Raw genomic sequence first — 16,278 nt, 5'->3', positions numbered from 1 at the left:
GGCGGGTGCGTGAAGCAGTAACGGCAGCACGGCGGATCGTGGTCAAGGTCGGTTCGTCCTCGCTGACCACCGCGGCCGGAGGCCTCGACACCGAACAGGTCGACGGTCTCACCGACGTGCTCGCCGGCCTCGCCGCCGAGGGACGGGAGATCGTGCTGGTCTCCTCCGGCGCCATCGCCGCCGGTCTCGCCCCGCTCGGGCTCGCCCGTCGGCCGCGCGATCTCGCCACCCAACAGGCCGCCGCCAGCGTCGGGCAGGGGCTGCTGATCGGCCACTACGCGGCGAGCTTCGCCCGGCATCGGCTCACCGTCGGACAGGTGCTGCTCACCGCCGACGACGTGACCCGGCGCGCCCACTACCGCAACGCCTACCGCACCCTGCGCAAACTGCTGGACCTGCGGGCCGTCCCGATCGTCAACGAGAACGACACGGTCGCCACCGACGAGATCCGGTTCGGCGACAACGACCGGCTCGCCGCGCTGGTCGCCGCGCTCGTCGATGCCGACCTGCTGGTCCTTCTCTCCGACGTCGACGCGCTCTACACCGGCGACCCGGCGCGTCCCGGCAGCACCCGCATCACCGACGTCCGCGGCGACGGGGACCTGGCCGGCGTCGCCGTCGGCAAGGCGGGCCGGGCCGGGGTCGGCACCGGCGGCATGGTGACCAAGGTGGAGGCGGCCCGGATCGCGACGGGCGCGGGCATCCCGGTCGTGCTGACCGCCGCGCCACTCGCCGCGCCGGCGCTGGCCGGCGAGTCGGTGGGCACCCTCTTCCACCGGGTACGCGACCGGCCGGCGGCCCGGCTCTTCTGGCTGGCGCACGCCACCTCGCCCCGTGGCCGACTGCACCTCGACTCGGGCGCCGTTGCGGCGGTGGTGGCCCGCCGCAAGTCCCTGCTACCCGCCGGGATCACCGCGGTCGACGGATCGTTCACCGCCGGCGACCCGGTCGACCTGGTGGACGACTCGGGCGCGCCGGTGGCGCGGGGACTGGTCAACTACGACGCGGTGGAGTTGCCGGGACTGCTCGGCCGCTCCACCGGCGACCTCGCCGCGGCGCTGGGCCCGGCGTACGAACGTGAGGTCGTCCACCGCGACGACCTGGTGCTGCTGTGAGGAGCGGAACATGAGCGTCACCGAGCAGGCGCGGCGGGCCCGCGCGGCGGCGAACGAACTCGCCACGGCGACCCGTACGGTCAAGGACGCCGCCCTGCGGGCGATGGCCGACGCGCTCGTCTCCCGTACCCCGGAGATCCTCACGGCGAACGCGGCGGACGTCGAGACGGGACGCGAAGCCGGACTGTCCACGGCGCTGCTCGACCGCCTCGCCCTCTCGGCGGAGCGGGTCGCGGGCATGGCCGACGGGTTGCGGCAGATGGCCGCGCTCGCCGACCCGGTCGGCGAGGTGGTCCGCGGAGCGACCCTGCCCAACGGCCTTGAGCTGCGCCAGATGCGGGTGCCGTTCGGCGTCGTCGGGATCATCTACGAGGCGCGGCCGAACGTCACGGCGGATGCCGCCGGCATCTGCCTGAAGTCCGGCAACGCCGTGCTGCTGCGCGGTTCGTCGTCCGCGGTCCGGTCCAACACGGCGATCGTCGCGGCACTCCGGGACGCCGTGGGCGGGGCGGGGCTCCCCGCGGACGCCATCCAACTCCTGGACGCCACCTCCCGCGACTCGGTCAAGGAGCTGATGCGGGCCCGCGGCCTGGTCGACGTGTTGATCCCGCGCGGCGGGGCCTCACTGATCCGCACCGTCGTCGAGGAGTCGACGGTGCCGGTGATCGAGACCGGGGTGGGCAACTGCCACGTCTACGTCGACGCCGCCGCCGACCTCGACAAGGCGCTCGCCATCGTGCTCAACGCCAAGACGCAGCGCCTCTCCACCTGCAACACCGCCGAGTCGCTGCTGGTGCATGCCGACGTGGCCGCCGCGTTCCTGCCCCGGGTGCTGGCCGCGCTCCACGAGGCCGGCGTGACCGTGCACGGCTCTCCCGAGGTGGCCGCGTTCTCCGACGCCGTGGTCGCGGCGACCGACGAGGACTACGCGACGGAGTACCTCTCCGCGGACATCGCGGCGACCGTCGTGGACTCGCTCGACGCGGCGGTCGAGCACATCCGCCGGTACGGCACCGGGCACACCGAGGCCATCGTCACCGACTCGGTCCCCGCGGCACGCGAGTTCGTCGCCCGCGTCGACGCGGCCGCCGTGATGGTGAACGCGTCGACCCGGTTCACCGATGGCGGCGAGTTCGGGTTCGGTGCCGAGATCGGCATCTCCACGCAGAAGCTGCACGCGCGCGGCCCGATGGGGCTGCCCGAGCTGACCTCGACCAAGTATGTGGTGACCGGAGACGGGCACATCCGCAGCTGACGCCGCTGATGCCCGGGCGCCACGGCGGGCCGGCGGTCGGCGCGGCGACGCCGTCAGCGGTAGGCGCGGATCACCGCCAACGCGGTAGGTCAGTCAGCGCGGGCCCATGCGACGGGTTGAAAAGGACTCCGGAACGTGTCCGGCTCCGCGGCGTGAGCGCGCGGAGCCGGACCAGTCGTGCGATTGCGCAACGAATGACGTCAGTACGTCGGGAGCGAGGGGTCGACCTGCTTGATCCAGGAGAGCACGCCGCCCTGCACGTGGACCGCGTCGCGGAATCCGGCCGCCTTCAGCGCGGCGAGCGCCTCGGCGGACCGTACGCCGGACTTGCAGTGCAGCACGATCTGCCGGTCCTGCGGGAGCTTCGACAGCGCCTCTCCGGAGATGATCTCGCCCTTGGGGATGAGGGTCGCGCCGGGGATGCGCACGATCTCGTACTCCGCGGGCTCGCGCACGTCGACGACGAAGACGTCCTTGCCGGCGTCCTGCCATTCCTTGAGCTCGCGCGCGGTGATGGTCGAGTCGACCGCCGCCTCCTCGGCCTCCGGCGAGACGGCGCCGCAGAAGTCCTCGTAGTCCTCCAGCAGGTCGGTCACGGTCGGGTTCTCACCGCACAGGACGCAGTTGGGGTCCTTCCGCACCTTGATCTTGCGGTAGGACATCTCCAAGGCGTCGTAGACCATCAGCCGGCCGACCAGCGGGTCACCCACGCCGGCGAGCAGCTTGATGGCCTCGGTCACCTGGATCGACCCGATCGACGCGCAGAGCACGCCGAGCACGCCGCCCTCGGCGCAGGACGGGACCATGCCGGGCGGCGGGGGCTCCGGGTAGAGGCAGCGGTAGCAGGGGCCGTGCTCGGCCCAGAAGACCGACGCCTGGCCGTCGAAGCGGTAGATCGAACCCCAGACGTACGGCTTGCCGAGCAGCACGGCCGCGTCGTTGACCATGTAGCGGGTGGCGAAGTTGTCCGTGCCGTCGACGATGAGGTCGTACTGGCTGAAGATCTCGCGCACGTTGTCGCGGTCCAGCGCCGTGTTGTGGATCACGACGTTCACCAGCGGGTTGATCTCGCGCACGCTTTCCGCGGCCGATTCGGCCTTCGGCCGGCCGATGTCGGACTGGCCGTGGATGATCTGGCGCTGCAGGTTGGACTCGTCGACGGTGTCGAAGTCGATGATGCCGAGCGTGCCGACGCCGGCCGCCGCCAGGTAGAGCAGGGCCGGCGAGCCGAGACCGCCGGCGCCCACGCAGAGCACGCGCGCGTTCTTCAGCCGCTTCTGCCCCTGGACCCCGACGTCGGGAATGATCAGGTGGCGCGAGTAGCGGCGGATCTCGTCAACGGTCAGCTCGGCGGCAGGTTCGACGAGCGGGGGCAGCGACACGGTGGACTCCCCGGGTTCGGCAGTGGTGTGCTGCGCCATTGTTGCTCGCTTGCCGGGTCCTCCACCATGAGGTGGGACACCCGCCCGACATCCGGGATGGGGAATATCTACGGAATCGGCGGACCGGTGTAGCGCTGGCCGTCCAGGTACGGCCAGGCGTTGGCCCGGCAGCCCTTCAGCCCGTACGTCTGCTGCTGCATGACCGGGGCCCGCTGGCCCGGACCGGGGCATGCCTCGTGTCCCTGGCCGAGCTGATGTCCGACCTCGTGGTTGACGGCGTACGCCTGGTAGTCCGCGAGCGGCGCCCCGTAGTTGGGGATCGCCCCCAGCCAGCGCGCCACGTTGATGATCACCTGGCCAGGCAGCCGGCACGAGGTGAACTTGTCCGTGCTCAGGCCACCGGTCGCGCACATCTTCTCGGACGTGCCGGCGGTCGCCAGGAAGAGGGTGAACTCCGCGCTGACGGACTTCGGCACCCGCTGCAGCCGGAACTGCTTCGACGCGATCCAGCTCCGCTGATCGCCGAGGATCTTCTCGGCGGCCGTGGCGAAGGCTGCCGTGTCCTGGCCCATGCCGTCTTCGACCGCGACGTGGAACCGGCGCAGCGTGCCGGCCTTGCCGAGCGCCGGCCCCTGCCCTGTCGCGTAGCGGAAGGTCCCTCGTCCGGTGACCGGAAGGTTCGGGGCGGCGGCGGGCGCCGACGTGGGTGCCGCGGTCGGGCCCGTGGCGATGACCGCGTTGAGGCCGAGGTCCGGGGGCCCCGCCGGGGCTGTTCCGCCGGTCGGCCCGCTCGCCTGCGGCCGGGCCGGGTCGCTCGGTCCGCCGCGCGCGAGGTCGACGCCGACCAGGCCGGCGGCGGCCAGCAGAATCACGAGTACGGCGGCGCGCCGGCGCCGGTGCTGCATGCGCTCCCGGGCGATCCGCTTGGCGGCCTCGAGCCGGTCTCTCTTGTCGCGACGCGGCCGTTCATCGGACGGTGGCGGGCCGTCCTCGTTGCCGCCGACACGCGGAAGACGGGGGCGGCGATCGACGACGGCCCCCGCGGCGGACGGGGCCTTCGAGGGGTGTGTGACCGGTGTAGACATTGACTCCCAGCCTGCCACGAGATGCCCGGAGAATCCCGGCTACGACGCGCCGGCTTGCCCGGATTACCACTGGTTTACCCGCTTCTATCGGCCACTCGGCCCACCGGTTTACAACAACGGTCCCGCGTACCGTCGGCCGTCCAGATAGGGCCAGGGGTTGGCGACACACCCGTTGAGGAAAAGCGTCTGCTGCGTCATCACCGGCGCCGGTCTTCCTGCGCCCGGGCACGCCTCGTGCCCGTTGCCCAACTCATGGCCGACCTCGTGGTTGACCACATAGGCCCGGTAGGTCGCCAACGGGACCTGCGCGGCCACGAAGTGATCGACCGAGAGCCGCCAGCGGTCCAGGTTGATGATCACGCGGCCCGGCGCCCGGCAGGACGTGTAGGGACGCCCCTGCACCCCGATGTCGACGCCGCCCGCGAGACACATGCGACTCGCGGTCGCGGCGGTCGCCAGATAGACCGTGAAGTCGAAGGCGGCGCGCTCGGGCACCCGCTGCAACCGGAGGTCGCCGCCCCCGGTCCAGCTCCTGCGATCGCCGAGCGCCGACTCGACCACCGCGCCGAAGTCGGCGACGTCCTCGCCGGTGTCGCGTTCCACGGCGACGCGATAGCGGCGCAGCATGCCCGTCCGCCCGACCGTCGGACCCTGCGTAGCGCCGAACGTGAAGGTGCCCGGTCCGACGGCGGGGAACCGACCGGCCATCCGCAGCACCGGAAATGGAGACGGCGCGGCGGACCGGGTGGCGGGCGCGGTCGGGAAGGGCGGCACGGTTTGGCGGCCGATGGGCGAGCCGGCCGGTCGCTCCGCGACGGCGTCGCGGGCCAACTGTGGCACCACCATGCCGACCGCCACGAGGCCGCCAGCCAGGGCGAGCATGACGAATCGGAACAGCCATCCCGATCGCCGCCGCGCCCGACGCCGGCGTGGCTCCACCGCTCGGCCTGGTCGGCGCGGGAGCGGCGGGCGGGACGGACCGGCGGCGGGGGCAGGCATCGAGGGCCATCGTGCCATACCCCGTCCGCCGCGCGAAGAGCCCGGGCGGACCGTCGGACCACAGCGAGCCGGCAGCGGTCCGACTCAGGCGAGCAGCGCCTCGAGCCGGCGGTTGACGGCGGCGAGCGTGGCCCGCACCGCCGCCTGCCGGGGGTCTCCCGCGACCAGCGCGGAGCCGACGAGCTGCTCGACCCAGCCGTCGCAGACCAGCAGTACGACGACGGTGGCGACCTCGCAGCTGCCGAACGGCACCAGCGCGGCGTGCTCGACGAAGCACCGTCCCCGCTCGGTGGTCTTTTCCGCCGTGGCCAGCAACTCGTCGATGGCGGAGGCGGCCGAGGCGGCGCAGAGCCGCAGGATGTAGCCGTCGACGGCCGGCCCGGTGGCGACCCCGCCGGCCCGTTGCCGGCCGGCGGCGAGCCGTACCTCCACAGTGGCGTCCATACCGAAGGTGCTCACCTGGACGTGGTCGATCACGACCCGCGGGCCGGGTCGGCCACCGGTGTCGAGCGGCCGCGACGGAGCAGCCTCCGTGGTGGTGAGCTGACCTCCCGAGTAGGAGGCGGCGGCCGTCACGGGATTGCCCGACACGGTGCCGATGACGCCGGCGGCGGCGCCCGCCTCCGGGAGGTCCGGGGCCCATCCGCTGGTGGCCGCCGAGATCTCGCCGGTCTCCGCGACGCCGGCGCGACCCCGGTGCGCGGCCTGACGGCGCCGCCGCGGCGTCTCCGCCGCGACCTCCGGGTAACCGCTCTCGGCACGGCGCCGTGGTTTCGTCTGCTCCGGCACATAGGAGCCACCGGTGGGCTCGTCCGACCCCGCACCCGGCAGGTTCTGGGGCGCCGCGTCGAGCCCCATCCGCTCCTGGAGCAGCCTCGCGACCAGGCGGCTCACGTCGGCCGGGTCCGCCCCGTCGGCGAGATCGAGGCGCAGGCTGTGCGCCCCGGCCGGCGTGGTGCGCAGGGAGGCGTCGCGGACCCCCGCGACACCGCGTACGGCCGCCAGGATCGCTTTGACGTCGAAGCCGTCGGGCCGCTCGGGCGGCCGCGGCGGCACATCCTCCCGACGCAGGTGGGTCGCGATGCGGGCGAGTTCGGGGGTCTCGGCGGGGGGCTCCACGGCTGGCGGCTCCGGCACGGTGGGCACGTCTGGTTCGGCGGGAACCCGCTGCGGCAGCGTGTCATCGGGGTCGGGGACCGGCCCGACCGGCCCGAGGGGTGTGGCACCGGGCTGCGCCTCGCGGTAGCCGGAGTAGGCCGGTGTGTTGTCGTAACCGGAGGGCGCCGGCGCGGGGTGACCGCTTTCGGCGCCGTCGAAAGGCGGCTGGGTGCGGGAAGCGTCGTCGTACCCGGGGGCGGGATCGGCGGGACGGTTGGTCCGCCAATCCGACGGCGCCCACTCGCTGTCACCGCCACGATTCTCCGACCGCTTCACGTCGGCGGGGCGTTTGTACACCGGCCGCTCCGAACCCGGCTGGACCCGGAACTCCGGCGGCACCTCCCGCCCGATGGGAGTCGGCTGGTCGGCGGCGGCGGGCACGGCGCCGGGCGCCGGAACGGCGGGCAGCGCCCGCGACGGGACCGGCGGCGGGGTGTCGCGCCAACGCGCCGGCGGCATGCCGTTGGCCGCGCCGGGCAGGGTCGGCGCGTCGTAGGCGTGCCGCGCCGACTCGGCGTCGGACGGGGCACGGCCGGGTGCCGCCGGACCGGGCGTCGACGGGTCGGTCGGGGGCGGGTCGGTCAGCGGCATGGCGAGATCGCGCGCGGCGTCCTCGAGATCACCCTCGTACGGGTAGGGCGGGGCGCTCGCCGGGGCGGGCGGCGCGGGACGGCGGCCGTCGGGCTGCACCCTGTCGTGGGCCACCCCGTTGCTCCCCTGCCGCGTCTCGGGGACGGGCGGCGGTCCGAGCAGGTCCGCGTAGCGCGAGGGCGGATCGGCCCAGCCCCGCGACGCGCCCGGCTCGGCCTGCCGCCACGGGGACGTCACCGGATCGGGACCGGGACCCAGGGGGGCACCCGCACCGGACCACGCGGCATCGGCCGCCGCCCAGCCAGTGCCCGGCCGGACCCGGTCCTCTGGACCAGGCCCGTTGCCGTTATCTCCCGGCGCGGCGCTCCCGGGTTGCCCTGTTTCATCCACCGTGCGCTCCTCGGTCGCCCCCGCTGAGGCTACCGTGTGCTGACAGCGGCGATAAGTTGCGACGTCAGGCAAATTCGGCCGCAGGGAATATGGCCCGGATAATTCTGGTTGCAGGAACATTCGCCAGCAATGTGAAACTCGGAGGTGTACATGACCGGCGCACAGACCGCCGGCCGGCCCGCACGCCTGCCCCGCTCGGCGCGCCGCAAGCAGCTGCTCGCCGCCGCGCAGGACGTGTTCGTCGCCCAGGGCTACCACGCGGCAGCCATGGACGACATCGCCGAGCGGGCGGGCGTCTCCAAGCCGGTGCTGTACCAACACTTCCCGGGCAAGCTCGAGCTCTATCTGGCACTGCTGGACACCCACTGCGACGCGATAGTGGCCCGGGTGCACGCCGCCATGGCGGCGACGAACGACAACAAGGAACGCGTCAAGGGCGCGGTGCAGGCGTACTTCGACTTCGTCGATCACAAGGACGAGGCGTTCCGCCTGGTCTTCGAGTCGGATCTCCGCAACGAGCCGGCCGTGGCCGAACGGGTGGCGCGGGTCGAGAAGGGGTCCATCGCCGCGATCACCGACACCATCATCTCGGACACCGGCGTGAGCCGGGCCCGCGCCGAGCTGCTCGCGTCCGGGTTGGTCGGCGCGGCCGAGACCGCGGCCCAGTTCTGGCTCGCCAACGGTCGGCAGGTGCCCAAGGGCGATGCCGAGGCGCTGCTCGCCGCTCTGATCTGGCGCGGCATCGCGAGCTTTCCGTTGCAGGGCGAGTCAGCCTGACCGCCGCCTCCGCTGATCCGCTAGCCTTCGCAAGGGTGCAGTTTTCGCCCGGATGAGGAGGGCCCCGTGGAGGTCAAGATCGGCGTGCAATACGCGCCGCGCGAGTTGGTCGTGGAAAGCGCGCAGTCGCCGGCCGAGATCGAGCAAATCGTCACCGACGCCATCGCCAACGAGGGGACCCTCTCGCTGACCGACGAGAAGGGCCGGCGGATCATCGTCCCGGTGAGCAAGGTGGCGTACGTGGAGATCGCCGAGGCTTCGCCGCGCGCCGTCGGCTTCACCGCGCGCTGATCAGGGGCCGCTCCGCCGACCATGGGCCGTGCCCCTGGTCGGCGGAGAACCCGCTCAGTTGTTCAGGCCGACCGTGGTCATCCGGGCGGTGTGCGCGGCGGTGAGGCGCCTGAACAGCGCCTGCACCCCGGACTGGTCGCCGGTCCCCTCCACGATCAGCAGGGTGAGCGCGATGCGCTCCCCCGCCACCCGCTGCGCCTGCGAGAGTCCCTCGCCGACCAGCCGGCGGGCCCACATCGACAGCCGGTTGGCCACCTTCGGATCGGCGGCGATCGCCGCCCGGATCTCGTGGCAGGCGAAGTCGGCGTAGTGCGAGTCGTGCAGCACGTCGAGCACCAGTTGCCGGTCGCGTTCGGTCAGGAACGCGGCGACCTCACGGAAGAAGTCGTCGGCGATGCCGTCACCCACGTACGCCTTGGTCAGCGCCTCCAACCAGTCCTTCGGCTCGGTCGAGTCGTGGTACCCCTGCAACGCCGTCACGTACGGCGCCATCGCCTCTGCCGGCTCGATCCCGAGCTCGGCGAGGCGGGCGGCGAGCCGGCGGTAATTGACGATCTCGGCGGCCGCCATCTCGCTGAGCACGGCCCGGCGGTGCAGGTCGGGGGCGAGCCGGGCGTCGGCGGCCATCCGGTCGAAGGCGAGCAGCTCGCCGAAGGCGACCATCCCGAGAAGTTCGACCAGGGCCGCGCCGGTGGGGTCGGCGAGCGGATCTGAGGGTTCGGACACGACCGCAGGCTACCGTCCGGCCCGCGTTCGCGGCAGGTCGCGAGGTGGCGCGGGACATGCGCCGTTCACGTAACGGATGTCACAGTCGACCACCCCGCCGTCATCCGCCGATTACGAGCTGCGGCTGACAAACGGCCGGTCAGGTAAGATAGCGGAAGTTGCCGCGGGCGTCGAGATTGCTTCGGACCTTCCCGCGACGCGCGTGCGGCCCGCGATCCGTAGATCGCGTGTGGCCCGCGCCTAACCGACACCGCGCCCTTGGGACAACGGGGCGCACCACGAGAGGGCACCCCTAACACCCAATGACAGACATCAACGAACCCGAGGTCGGCGAGCAGCTGACCGAACCCGTGCCGGTGCGCCCGGAGAGCCCGACGTTCGCCGAGCTCGGCGCCCGGCCCGAAACCGTCGAGGCGCTGGCCGCGGTCGGCATCATCCGCTCCTTCGCGATCCAGGAATACGCGCTGCCCATCGCGCTGCGCGGCACCGACCTGATCGGCCAGGCGCCGACGGGCACCGGCAAGACCCTCGGCTTCGGCGTTCCGCTGATCGACCGGGTCTTCGCGCCGGGCGAGGGCGCTGACGGCCTGCCGCAGGCGCTGGTCGTCGTGCCGACCCGCGAGCTGGGCCTCCAGGTCGCGAAGGACCTGGCGGCCGCGGGCAAGACGCGCGGCGTGCGGGTGCTGCCGATCTACGGCGGCGTGGCGTACGAGCCTCAGGTCGACACGCTGCGCAGCGGCGTGGAGATCCTGGTCGGCACGCCGGGCCGGCTGATGGACCTGGCGAAGCAGAAGCACCTTCGGCTGGACCGGGTGCGCGCGCTCGTTCTCGACGAAGCCGACCGGATGCTCGACCTGGGTTTCCTCGACGACGTCGAGAAGATCCTGGCGATGCTCCCCGAAGACCGGCAGACCATGCTCTTCTCGGCCACGATGCCCGACCCGATCGTCACGCTGGCCCGGCGCTTCCTGCGCCACCCGGTGACCATCCACGCCGGACACACCGCCGAGACCGGGCCGTCGCCGCTGACGAAGCAGGTCGTCTACCGCACCCACCCGATGAACAAGATCGAGGTGGTGGCCCGGATCCTGCAGGCGCGGGACCGGGGCCTGACCATGATCTTCACGCGGACCAAGCGGGCCGCGGACCGGGTCGCCGAGGATCTCGACTTCCGCGGGTTCGCCGCCGCCGCGGTCCACGGCGATCTGGGTCAGGGCGCCCGGGAGCGCGCGCTCCGCGCGTTCCGCGCCGGCAAGATCGACGTACTGGTCGCCACCGACGTGGCCGCCCGCGGCCTCGACGTCTCCGGCGTCACGCACGTCATCAACTACGACTGCCCCGAGGACCCCGACACCTACACGCACCGCATCGGCCGCACCGGCCGGGCCGGAGCGACCGGCGTCGCGGTGACCTTCGTGGACTGGGAGGACATGCCGCGCTGGCGGCTGATCGACAAGTCGATGGGGCTGGAGCTGCCGGAGCCGCCGGAGACGTACCACACGTCGGCCAACCTCTACACCGACCTCGACATCCCGACCGACCTCTCGGGCACCCTGCCGAGCGCCGAGCGCACCCGGGCCGGCCTCTCGGCAGAAATCGAAGAGGACCTCGGCGGGCGGTCGCGCGGCACTCGCCGCGGTGACGATGCTGGCGGTCGGGGTTCGGGTTCCCGGTCGCGCAGCCGTCGCGGCACCGGCGACTCGCCGGCCCCCCGCGCCGATTCCCCCGCGCAGGCGGGTGAGGAGGCGGATCGCCCCCGTCGTGAGCGGCGGCGGCGCCGGGCCGGTGAGGTCATCACCGCCGGCGAGGCCGGCGGCACGGCGGTCGACGCGCCGGTCGCAGCGACCGACAGCGGCGAAGGCGGCGAAGGCGGCAGCAAGCCGCGGCGCCGTCGGCGTCGCGGCGGCCGGGGCGCGCGCGGCGGCTCCGGAACGGTCGACGCGGGCACGTCGGACGCGGGCTGACCAACTCCCAATCGGTGTCGTTGTGGCCGGAAATGACTCCTCGTCGAGGACGTCGTTCCGGCCACAACTGCATGATCAGCAGGGCGCGTACGGGGGCGTCGCGGGTCCGGGCCGGCGTGAGAGAGTTCCGGTCGTGCAGACCGCTTACGAGGTGCTCATCGCGCTGGCCGACCGCTACGCCTTCGGCGAGGTCGCCGCGCTGGTCGGCCAGGGCGCCGACGGTGACCGGTTGACGACCCGTGACGCGGTCCGGATCCAGCAGCTCTGCGCGTTCGGACAGCGCCTCTTCGACCTCGACGCCGAGGACTTCGCTGTGCCCGAAGCCGCCACCTCCGGGTCGCATGGCATCCCCCCGGAACTGGTCACGCGGGCGCTGGCCTGCCGGATGCCCCAGGCCCCCGGCGAGCGCCACCGCGGCGCGCTCGGGTCGTTGCGGCCCGCCTACCGGCTGTTGCTGGAGGTCATCGACGCGCACTGGCGGCGGCGGGAGACGACGGCGCTGGTCGCCGCCGTGCACATCGCCAGCGAATACGCGCCGCTGCTCGCCTGGGAAGCCGTGCTCGGACACGCCGGCGACCCCGCGCGGCTACCCGACGCCGTCGACGGCAGCGGCAGCGCCTGGGGCGACCACGACGACCCTTCCTGCGCGCACACGAGAGCCGAGAAATCGGCGGCGCAACGGGCGCTGCGGGTGGCCGCCGACAGCGCGTCGGGCTGGCGCACCTACCTGGATCGCCAGCACAGCAACACGTCGCACGCGCTCGGCGTCTGCGCCGCCGAGTGCGAGCGCCCGTGCACCGTCCTCACCCGACTATCCAAAGAGGATGAGGCGACGGTCACCGATGGCAGCCGACTCGCGTTGGCTTTCGTCGGGTCACCGATCGTCCGGTTGCGCCACTCCGCTCCCGTGGGGCACGGGTTCGGCGTCCCCTCCCCCGACGAGGTGTCACAGGCGTGGCAACGCACGCGAGAGGCGCTCGGGCGGCAGGCTCCGGCCGTACTCGCCGACGACGGCTTCCCGCTGCCCGGCCTCACCGCCCTCTTCGCGACCATCGCGGGTGCGCCGATGCTCCCCGACACCCTGCTCGCCGACACCGCCACGGCGGTCGTGGCCGCCCTCACGGCCTGACCGCCCGGATACGCTGAGACCGGGCCAGCCGCACGGGAGGTGGGATGTTCAAGGTTCGCAAAGAGCTCGAAGACGCCCAGCGCACGTCCGACGGGCGAAACTGGCCGGACAACTTCAACGACCGGTTGACGTCACCGCTGCCGACGTTCCGCGAGCTGTTCCAGATGTTCCGCGAGCTCGGCCCCCGCGGCAACCTGGCCGACGCCGCCCGGATCCCGGTCCACCGCCCGCCCGTCCTGCCCCGCGCCGAGCCCGGCCAGACGCTGGTGACCTGGGTCGGGCACGCCACGTACGTCATTCAGATCGGCGGCCTGACCGTCCTCACGGACCCGGTCTGGTCCAGCAGGATCCCCGGCGTACGGGAGCGGGTGACCCCGGTCGGCGTCACCTGGGAGTCACTCCCCACGATCGACGCCGTCGTCATCAGTCACAACCACTACGACCACCTCGACAACCCCACGATCCATCGCCTGCCCCGGGAGACGCCGGTCCTCGTGCCCGCGAAGCTGGCCGGTTGGTTCCGGCGCCGGGGCTTCCGCGACGTGACCGAGCTGGACTGGTGGGAGTCGCGTGAGATCGTTTCCGCGGTGCCCGAACAGGCCCCCGGCGCCCGCTCCGCCCGGTTCGACTTCGTGCCGGCGCACCACTGGAGCCGCCGCACGCTCACCGACACCAACAAGACCCTCTGGGGCGGCTGGGTGCTCACCGCCGACGACGGGTCGCGGGTCTACTTCGCCGGCGACACCGGCTACGGCCACTGGTTCGGTGAGATCGCCGCCCGTTACCCCGGTATCGACCTGGCCCTGATGCCGATCGGCGCCTACGAGCCCAACTGGTTCATGAAGCCCGTCCACCTCAACCCGGAGGAGGCCGTCCAGGCCTGCCTCGACGTCGGGGCGCGACGGATGGCGAGCATGCACTGGGGCACGTTCGTGCTCTCTGCCGAGCCGCTGCTCGAGCCGGTGGAGCGGGCGACGAAGGCGTGGGAGACGTCCGGACGGCCGCGGGAGGACCTCTGGAACCTGGCCGTCGGCGAAACCCGGATCATGTAGCTATGCCGGAACAACTGAGCGAGGCGCTCGCCGAAGTGCGTGCGCTGCTACTCGATCCCGAACTCACCCGCGCGGTCGCCGCCGGGCGTCGTCGCGGCCAGAGTCCCGCGTACGTCCGCGCGGAGCTGCGCCCGGTCGCTCTCAAGAGCGGCCCGCGGCTGCAGATCGTGACCAACGACGGGACGCGCCCGCACACCCGCAACGTGAGCCAGGGGTCGGAGGCCGACGCGGCGGTGGACGCGCTGCTCGCCGAACCGTTCGGCAACTGGCACGTCGAGACGGCGACGGCGACGGTGCAGGTACGGATCACGAAGAAGGGCGACGCGCAGGTGCACCGCTCCGCTGCGGAACGCGCGGCCGACGCTCCGGCGGCGCACGACCGGGAGAAGAACTATCTGCTCGATCCCGGTGACCCGCTCTTCGCCGCGATCGGCGCCAACGCGGCCAAACGCCGCCAGGTCGACGCCTTCCTGCGGGCGCTGGCCGCGACCCTCCCGGCATCGGTCTTCACCGACGACTACGCGCGACCGCTGCGCGTCGTCGACCTCGGCTGCGGCAACGCCTACCTGACCTTCGCCGCCTACCGTTACCTCTCCGGCCGGGGGGTGGATGTCGAGGTGACCGGCGTCGACGTCCGCGAGGACCAGCGTCGGCGCAACACCGCGCTCGCCGAGGAACTCGGGTACGGCGACCGCGTCCGCTTCGTCGCCGGCACGATCCTGGCGGCGTCGGTCGACCCCGCACCCGACCTGGTGCTCGCGCTGCACGCCTGCGACACCGCCACCGACGAGGCGCTCGCCCGCGCCGTGCGGTGGAACGCCCGCTGGGTGCTGGCCGCCCCCTGCTGCCACCACGACATCGCTGCCCAGTTGCGCGACAATCCCGCGCCGGCGCCGTACAACCTGCTGACCGCCCAGGGCATCCTGCGTGAACGCTTCGCCGACGTGCTCACCGACTCGCTGCGTGCGGCGCTGTTGCGGCTGCGTGGCTACCGGGTCGAGGTGATCGAGTTCGTCGGCTCGCAGCACACGCCGCGCAACCTGCTGCTGCGCGCGCGACGCACCGATGCGGCGGCGACGACCGGGCAACGGGCGGAGTATGACGCGCTCGTCACCGCGTGGGGCGTCACGCCCCGGCTGCACACGCTCCTCGACGACGAGCCGGACGGGCGCTAATCGCCGCTGTCGCCGGAGGTCCGCGTCGTCGGCACGGGGCCGTCATGGGACACGGACCGGAAGGGGACGACGTTGCCCGGGCCGTCGGCGTTACCGGCGGCGGTGAAGGCGTTCCACGAGATGTCCACGAGGAGCCGCTTGAGCTCCGCGTGCCGCTCGGCCTCGTTGCGCTGCATCGCCACCCGCACCCCGAGCACGACGCCCACCACGGTTGTGGTGATCGCCCCCGTCGCGGCGAGCACGTGCAGCCCGGACGCCTCCCGCCCGCCGACGACCAGGATCAGCAGCCAGATCCAGAATCCGGTGGCGAAGACCGCGGCCTTCGCCACGAAGAACAGGCTGACCGGGCCCGGGGTGTGCGGCACCGGGGAAGCTGGAGCGCCCATCATGCTCCTCAACACAGCCGTGGGGAAGGATCGCGGGGAGCCGATGCGCCATGGCGGCGGTTGCCCCGTCGGAGCGCGAGCATAGTAGATGTAGTCAACGGGTGACAGCTTGAATGTCGGTCAATGCGGGTTCCCGCTGCCCCCCAGCCAGCGGGATCCCGCACCGACACCACGCGGGCCCGCGGGGGTGGCGCCCGGCGTATCCGGCAGAACCGGCGGGGATGACCCGTGATCAGGTGCCGGTCCCAAGGATGAGACCTACCCTAAGCAGTCCCGTCCGCGGGACTCATCAGTCGATCGGTCAGGGTATGTCACGGATACCTCGTACTACCCTCCAGATGACCCCACATCGTGGTCTCGGCCCGGAAGGAACACCCGGAGATGGTCGCGGCACAGGACTCGCCGCAGGCGGCGTTCGCGCGATTCGTCCGGCGCGCCATCGACGACGCCAAGAACGAACGGGGCTGGACCGTCACCGACCTCGCCGCCCACACCGGAGTGGGGCGCTCCACCGTGTTCCGCTGGCTCGCCGGCGACTGGCAGGACTATCCCGAACTGGCGAAGGTGCGCGATTTCTGCGACGCGCTCCACGTCCCCGTGGCGGCGGCCATGCGGGCCCTCGGCCTGCCCGAGGCGCCGGCGGTGAGGCGTCGCCCCGAACCGCAGTCACCGATCGACGCGGACGTACGGGTGATCCTGGCCCGGCTCGCCGACCCGCGGGTCCCGGCGGCGGAGAAGAAACTGATCCGCGACCTGCTGCGCTATCTGGCCCGCCGCCCGGTGCACCGGGCCGGCTAGCCCCG

15 protein-coding genes are annotated in these 16,278 nt (G+C 72.6%); 9 read left to right on the top strand and 6 right to left on the bottom strand.

Features of this window, described 5'->3' with window-relative positions; all coding sequences use genetic code 11:
* Positions 1 to 5 precede the first annotated feature (5 nt).
* Together proB and AB0J06_RS13755 are read left to right on the top strand one after the other, a co-directional pair.
* Positions 6 to 1,115, top strand: a complete 1,110-nt coding sequence (proB, locus tag AB0J06_RS13760; RefSeq protein ID WP_357428236.1) for a glutamate 5-kinase — start codon at positions 6 to 8, stop codon at positions 1,113 to 1,115.
* A 10-nt stretch (positions 1,116 to 1,125) separates the two neighbouring features.
* The gene (locus tag AB0J06_RS13755) at positions 1,126 to 2,370 is read left to right on the top strand and encodes a glutamate-5-semialdehyde dehydrogenase (protein WP_357428165.1); all 1,245 of its coding nucleotides are present in this window, start codon (positions 1,126 to 1,128) and stop codon (positions 2,368 to 2,370) included.
* A 200-nt stretch (positions 2,371 to 2,570) separates the two neighbouring features.
* Here AB0J06_RS13755 and moeZ read toward each other — a convergent pair whose 3' ends face one another.
* The 4 genes from moeZ to AB0J06_RS13735 all read right to left on the bottom strand — a co-directional run bounded on the left by moeZ (position 2,571) and on the right by AB0J06_RS13735 (position 7,975).
* Complete coding sequence (gene moeZ, locus AB0J06_RS13750) at positions 2,571 to 3,791, bottom strand: adenylyltransferase/sulfurtransferase MoeZ (protein WP_357428163.1); 1,221 nt, start codon at positions 3,789 to 3,791, stop codon at positions 2,571 to 2,573.
* 68 nt (positions 3,792 to 3,859) lie between these two features.
* A complete protein-coding gene (locus tag AB0J06_RS13745; RefSeq protein ID WP_357428161.1) occupies positions 3,860 to 4,837 on the bottom strand; it encodes a DUF3152 domain-containing protein in 978 nt (325 codons plus the stop codon).
* A gap of 108 nt (positions 4,838 to 4,945) precedes the next feature.
* Positions 4,946 to 5,719 carry a DUF3152 domain-containing protein gene (locus tag AB0J06_RS13740; RefSeq protein ID WP_357428159.1) on the bottom strand — a complete coding sequence of 258 codons (774 nt, stop codon included), beginning with the start codon at positions 5,717 to 5,719 and terminating at the stop codon, positions 4,946 to 4,948.
* 201 nt (positions 5,720 to 5,920) lie between these two features.
* Complete coding sequence (locus AB0J06_RS13735) at positions 5,921 to 7,975, bottom strand: hypothetical protein (protein ID WP_357428157.1); 2,055 nt, start codon at positions 7,973 to 7,975, stop codon at positions 5,921 to 5,923.
* Between the two features lie 150 nt (positions 7,976 to 8,125).
* On the opposite strand from AB0J06_RS13735, the gene AB0J06_RS13730 reads away from it, so the two are divergent.
* Positions 8,126 to 8,752, top strand: a complete 627-nt coding sequence (locus AB0J06_RS13730; protein ID WP_357428155.1) for a TetR/AcrR family transcriptional regulator — start codon at positions 8,126 to 8,128, stop codon at positions 8,750 to 8,752.
* A gap of 66 nt (positions 8,753 to 8,818) precedes the next feature.
* Positions 8,819 to 9,043, top strand: coding sequence for a DUF3107 domain-containing protein (locus AB0J06_RS13725; protein WP_357428153.1), 225 nt, complete (start codon positions 8,819 to 8,821; stop codon positions 9,041 to 9,043).
* 54 nt (positions 9,044 to 9,097) lie between these two features.
* Here the strand turns inward: AB0J06_RS13725 and AB0J06_RS13720 are convergent, their stop codons facing one another.
* Positions 9,098 to 9,769 (bottom strand): ferritin-like fold-containing protein, encoded by a 672-nt coding sequence (locus tag AB0J06_RS13720; RefSeq protein WP_357428151.1) that lies wholly within the window; start codon positions 9,767 to 9,769, stop codon positions 9,098 to 9,100.
* Between the two features lie 302 nt (positions 9,770 to 10,071).
* Between AB0J06_RS13720 and AB0J06_RS13715 the strand changes: the two genes are divergently transcribed.
* The 4 genes from AB0J06_RS13715 (at position 10,072) to AB0J06_RS13700 (ending at position 15,089) form a co-directional block, all read left to right on the top strand.
* Positions 10,072 to 11,733 carry a DEAD/DEAH box helicase gene (locus AB0J06_RS13715; RefSeq protein ID WP_357428149.1) on the top strand — a complete coding sequence of 554 codons (1,662 nt, stop codon included), beginning with the start codon at positions 10,072 to 10,074 and terminating at the stop codon, positions 11,731 to 11,733.
* Positions 11,734 to 11,866: 133 nt separating this feature from the next.
* Positions 11,867 to 12,862 carry a hypothetical protein gene (locus AB0J06_RS13710; protein ID WP_357428147.1) on the top strand — a complete coding sequence of 332 codons (996 nt, stop codon included), beginning with the start codon at positions 11,867 to 11,869 and terminating at the stop codon, positions 12,860 to 12,862.
* Between the two features lie 44 nt (positions 12,863 to 12,906).
* Positions 12,907 to 13,914 carry an MBL fold metallo-hydrolase gene (locus tag AB0J06_RS13705; RefSeq protein WP_357428145.1) on the top strand — a complete coding sequence of 336 codons (1,008 nt, stop codon included), beginning with the start codon at positions 12,907 to 12,909 and terminating at the stop codon, positions 13,912 to 13,914.
* Positions 13,915 to 13,916: 2 nt separating this feature from the next.
* The gene (locus AB0J06_RS13700; protein WP_357428143.1) at positions 13,917 to 15,089 is read left to right on the top strand and encodes an SAM-dependent methyltransferase; all 1,173 of its coding nucleotides are present in this window, start codon (positions 13,917 to 13,919) and stop codon (positions 15,087 to 15,089) included.
* On the opposite strand, the gene AB0J06_RS13695 is transcribed toward AB0J06_RS13700, so the two are convergent.
* Positions 15,086 to 15,475 carry a hypothetical protein gene (locus AB0J06_RS13695; protein WP_357428141.1) on the bottom strand — a complete coding sequence of 130 codons (390 nt, stop codon included), beginning with the start codon at positions 15,473 to 15,475 and terminating at the stop codon, positions 15,086 to 15,088. The genes AB0J06_RS13700 and AB0J06_RS13695 overlap by 4 nt on opposite strands.
* 381 nt (positions 15,476 to 15,856) lie before the next feature.
* On the opposite strand from AB0J06_RS13695, the gene AB0J06_RS13690 reads away from it, so the two are divergent.
* Positions 15,857 to 16,273 (top strand): helix-turn-helix transcriptional regulator, encoded by a 417-nt coding sequence (locus AB0J06_RS13690; protein WP_357428139.1) that lies wholly within the window; start codon positions 15,857 to 15,859, stop codon positions 16,271 to 16,273.
* The last annotated feature ends 5 nt before the right edge of the window (positions 16,274 to 16,278 follow it).

This window comes from Micromonospora sp. NPDC049679, from assembly GCF_040659735.1.
Taxonomy (GTDB): domain Bacteria; phylum Actinomycetota; class Actinomycetes; order Mycobacteriales; family Micromonosporaceae; genus Micromonospora_I.
Note: the sequence above shows the minus strand (reverse complement) of the source record. Positions and strands in the feature narration are given on the sequence as shown.

Bases quoted from the DNA above. Each gene is read 5' to 3' on its own strand.
- AB0J06_RS13755 (WP_357428165.1), top strand. From the start codon at position 1,126: ATGAGCGTCACCGAGCAGGCGCGGCGGGCCCGCGCGGCGGCGAACGAA.
- AB0J06_RS13715 (WP_357428149.1), top strand. From the start codon at position 10,072: ATGACAGACATCAACGAACCCGAGGTCGGCGAGCAGCTGACCGAACCC.
- AB0J06_RS13740 (WP_357428159.1), bottom strand. From the start codon at position 5,719: ATGCTCGCCCTGGCTGGCGGCCTCGTGGCGGTCGGCATGGTGGTGCCA.
- AB0J06_RS13690 (WP_357428139.1), top strand. From the start codon at position 15,857: ATGGTCGCGGCACAGGACTCGCCGCAGGCGGCGTTCGCGCGATTCGTC.
- AB0J06_RS13745 (WP_357428161.1), bottom strand. From the start codon at position 4,837: ATGTCTACACCGGTCACACACCCCTCGAAGGCCCCGTCCGCCGCGGGG.
- AB0J06_RS13700 (WP_357428143.1), top strand. From the start codon at position 13,917: ATGCCGGAACAACTGAGCGAGGCGCTCGCCGAAGTGCGTGCGCTGCTA.
- moeZ (WP_357428163.1), bottom strand. From the start codon at position 3,791: ATGGCGCAGCACACCACTGCCGAACCCGGGGAGTCCACCGTGTCGCTG.
- AB0J06_RS13695 (WP_357428141.1), bottom strand. From the start codon at position 15,475: ATGGGCGCTCCAGCTTCCCCGGTGCCGCACACCCCGGGCCCGGTCAGC.
- AB0J06_RS13705 (WP_357428145.1), top strand. From the start codon at position 12,907: ATGTTCAAGGTTCGCAAAGAGCTCGAAGACGCCCAGCGCACGTCCGAC.
- AB0J06_RS13730 (WP_357428155.1), top strand. From the start codon at position 8,126: ATGACCGGCGCACAGACCGCCGGCCGGCCCGCACGCCTGCCCCGCTCG.